3 protein-coding genes are annotated in these 3,150 nt (G+C 41.5%); all 3 read right to left on the bottom strand.

Annotation, left to right across the window (positions count from 1 at the left end; genetic code table 11):
• Positions 1-35: 35 nt before the first annotated feature.
• The gene (locus WBJ10_RS08720) at positions 36-1,034 is read right to left on the bottom strand and encodes an NAD(P)H-dependent glycerol-3-phosphate dehydrogenase (protein ID WP_424289359.1); all 999 of its coding nucleotides are present in this window, start codon (positions 1,032-1,034) and stop codon (positions 36-38) included.
• 108 nt (positions 1,035-1,142) lie between these two features.
• Positions 1,143-2,507: an efflux RND transporter periplasmic adaptor subunit gene (locus WBJ10_RS08715; RefSeq protein ID WP_424289357.1), complete on the bottom strand. Its 1,365-nt coding sequence runs from the start codon at positions 2,505-2,507 to the stop codon at positions 1,143-1,145.
• 26 nt (positions 2,508-2,533) lie between these two features.
• The coding region (locus WBJ10_RS08710) for a TolC family protein (protein ID WP_424289355.1) at positions 2,534-3,150 on the bottom strand (617 nt) is incomplete at its 5' end.

Genomic DNA, 3,150 nt, shown 5'->3' with positions numbered 1-3,150 from the left:
CCGGTCTTTGCTACATGAACTGGTCCCCTATCTAATCAAGTCAGTTCTTCCGAAAGCAATTTCATTTCAATTTGGGGGGAATGATTTTCATAAAGTATCGCATAAACCGCCCTGCAAATTGGCATACGTACTTTATAAGTCTTATTGATTTGATGAAGACAATATACCGCGTAATATCCTTCAGCTATCATATTCATTTCCAGCTGTGCAGATTTTACGGTATATCCTTTACCTATCATGTTACCAAATGTTCTGTTCCGACTAAATTGGGAGTAGGCCGTTACCATCAGGTCCCCTAAATACGCGGATTCCTTTATATCCCGGTCAATCGGATGAACTGCCCGAACGAACGCATCTATTTCCCGAATTGCGTTAGAAATAAGCACGGCCTGGAAGTTATCCCCATAACCTACACCGTGGCAAATACCACTTGCTACGGCATAGATATTTTTAAGGACCGCAGCGTACTCGGTACCGTAGATATCATCTGAAATATTGGTTTTGATATATCGGGTGTTCAAGAGTGAAGCAAAAGCACAAGCAAGCTGAAGATTCTGGCATGCGATGGTCAGGTAGGACAATTTTTCCAAAGCAACTTCCTCCGCATGACATGGGCCGCTAATAACTAAAATATCCTCAATCGGTATACTATAGTGCCGATTCATAAACTCCCCAATAATCAGGTTATCTCCAGGCACTATCCCCTTTATGGCCGAGATGATTTTTTTGCCTTTTAAATCCTCCGCAGTGATGCCATTTAAAGCTTCTTTTAAAAATGCAGCTGGAACATTTAGCAGAACCATGTCACATTGCGAGATAATATAGCTTAAATCCGAACTGATATGGCCGTCGGGCACTTTGATCTCAACCGAACTCAGGTAATGCGGGTTATGGTTATACTTTTTTATATGATCTATTGCTTCGGCATTCCGCATCCACCAAAAGACCTCTTTCTCCCCAAGGTTATCCCCCAATATCTTAACTATAGCTGTAGCCCAACTTCCTCCGCCTACTATTGCTATACTCTTTTTCATTCGGTAAAATTATGTTTTATCTATTGAAATAGGGTACTCTTTAAATTAAAAATCCCTCCCACAAAACCATTGGCTTTAGGGGAAGGACATTTAATAATTTATCGGAAATTACTTCTTCGCTTCGTTAGCAAAAAGCTTTTCTTTATCCACTTTTTCAACCATCGCACCATCTTTCAGACCTTTTGAAATGGCAGTAAATGGCCCCGATACTATTTCTTCATTACCCTTTAGCCCCGTCTTCACCAAAATATAAGTATCATCCTGAATCCCGGTTGTTACTTCAACCTGTTTTACCTTACCGCCACTGTATACAAATACATATTCCTTAATGGGCGCAGCATCTTTCTTCTTTTCCTTTTCAGCATTTTCGGAGGAAGGAGCTCCACCCGGACCCTCAGTTTTTGCCTCTTTCTTTTCTTCCCGGGTGGTTACCGATTGGATTGGAACTGCAATCCCCTTGAATTCTTCTGTTTGTATATCTACAGTGGCCGACAAACCAGGACGGAATGGTGAAGGGTTGGCATTGTCTCCACGAAGAAGCTTTTGATAAGATTCCTGCAGGATACGCACCTTAACTGTAAAGTTAGTGACTTGATCAGTCGATGTTCCCACAACATTCGATGAACTCGCAATTTCAGTAACCTCGCCCTTGAATTTTTGATTCTGGAATGCGTCTACTTCGATTTCTGCGATATCTCCTACTGATACACGATTAATATCGCTTTCGTTCACGTCGACGCTAACTTCCATTGAGCTAAGATTTGAGATCCTCATGATCTCCGTACCGGCCATTTGAGACGTACCCAGAATCCGGTCACCTAGTTCTACTGACAATTTTGATATCACACCGTCTGTTGGTGCGTAGATCGTAGTTTTAGCAAGATTTGCTCCTGCTTCTTTAACTACTGCATTAGACTGGTCGACTCCAAACCTTGAACCTACTACATTTTGGCGTACAGCTCCCAAGTTCGCGCGAGCCGCTTCATATTCCGCTTTAACTGCATCAAATTCAGCTGCAGAAATAACTTTTTTGGAAAACAATTCCTGGTTCCTTTTATATTTTGCTGTGGTGTTGGCGAAGTTAGCCTCTGCCTGTTTTAATGATTGCTGTGAACCCGCTAAGGCAGCGCGCTGACTGTTTAGTGAGGCTACCGCACGGTCGTAACCAGACTGCAGAACATCCGGACGAACCTTACATAAAAGCTGGCCTCTTTTAACAACATCACCTTCTTTCACTAGAAGTTGAACCACCTCCCCTGAAACCTCAGCACTTAATTTCACTTCAACTTCAGGCTGAACCTTTCCACTTGCAGAAACAGTTTCAACAATTGTACGTGAGACCGCTTTCTCTACAGCAACCTGAACAGTTTCACTTTTACCAAACCAGCCTAGCTTGCTTCCGGTAACAGCTATTACTAAAAGCACCCCTGCTCCAATGAGCACATATTTTAACGTATTGTTCTTCTTTGCCATGTCTATTTTATAAAGGAATTTTTTGATTAAAAGGTTATTGGGTTTCCAAGATAGTAGTCTATCACCTTGCTTCTGAATATGAGATCGTAACGAGCCTGGATCTGATCGAACTCGGCTTTGTTTAAGTTCGTCTGGGCAAGATTAAAATCGAGTGAATTTACTAAGCCAACCGCATATCTCTGTTCTATTACGTTAAAAGCCTCTCTTGATGATTCGAAAGCGATCTGGGCTGAATAATATCTTTTCTCAGCAGCCCTTAAATCGTATACAGACTGATTAATAACCCTATTAAGGTTGTTTTTTGCAAGCTGTTCGTTTACCTCTCCGTTCAACAAATTAATTTTAGCCCTTCTAACAGCCGACCTTGTTGCGAATCCGTTAAACAAAGGTATGTTTAAGCCAAAGCCGATAAACTGGTTAAAGTTGTCCTGCACCTGAGTAGCAAAACTTGTATTTCCGAATGATCCATTTGAATAACGGGTTCCAAAGCCGGTTTGCAGGTTTAATGAAGGATAGTACCCAGACTTCGCAATATCAATTTCCTTTTGGAGAACTCGTTTCCTTAATTCTGCTAATTGAATATCAGGAAAGTTAAGCGATGCAGATTGATATACTTCTGCAGCCGAATACGCAGTATTTATTG

The organism is Daejeonella sp., from assembly GCF_049655485.1.
In the GTDB taxonomy this organism is placed as follows: Bacteria; Bacteroidota; Bacteroidia; order Sphingobacteriales; family Sphingobacteriaceae; genus Daejeonella.
Note: the sequence above shows the minus strand (reverse complement) of the source record. Positions and strands in the feature narration are given on the sequence as shown.

Bases quoted from the DNA above. Each gene is read 5' to 3' on its own strand.
- WBJ10_RS08720 (WP_424289359.1), bottom strand. From the start codon at position 1,034: ATGAAAAAGAGTATAGCAATAGTAGGCGGAGGAAGTTGGGCTACAGCT.
- WBJ10_RS08715 (WP_424289357.1), bottom strand. From the start codon at position 2,507: ATGGCAAAGAAGAACAATACGTTAAAATATGTGCTCATTGGAGCAGGG.